General features: G+C 67.8%; 1 pseudogene. It reads right to left on the reverse strand.

The annotated features are described in order from the left end of the window. Positions 1-292: pseudogene (locus tag EN852_RS39440) on the reverse strand (hydroxymethylbilane synthase); the annotation flags it as partial.

Consider the following 292-nt stretch of genomic DNA (forward strand, 5'->3'; position numbering starts at 1 on the left):
GCCGTCGGGCGAGATGATCAGCCCGGCAAAGGACAGTTTCCCGCCCGACACCGTCGCATGGCCGGCGATCGGTGTGCGGCACGAGCCGTCGAGCGCGGCCAGAAACGCTCGTTCGCAGGCCAAGGCCTGGCCCGTCGGCACGTGATGGATCGCCGCAAGCATTGTCTCGATATCACGGTCGCCGACGCGCGTTTCGATGCCGATCGCGCCTTGTCCCGGCGCCGGCGGAAAATCCTCCAGCGGCATCAGGTCGGTAATCACGCCTTCGAGCCCGAGCCGCTTCAGCCCGGCA

It is taken from the genome of Mesorhizobium sp. M2E.F.Ca.ET.209.01.1.1, from assembly GCF_004010375.2.
Lineage (GTDB): Bacteria > Pseudomonadota > Alphaproteobacteria > Rhizobiales > Rhizobiaceae > Mesorhizobium.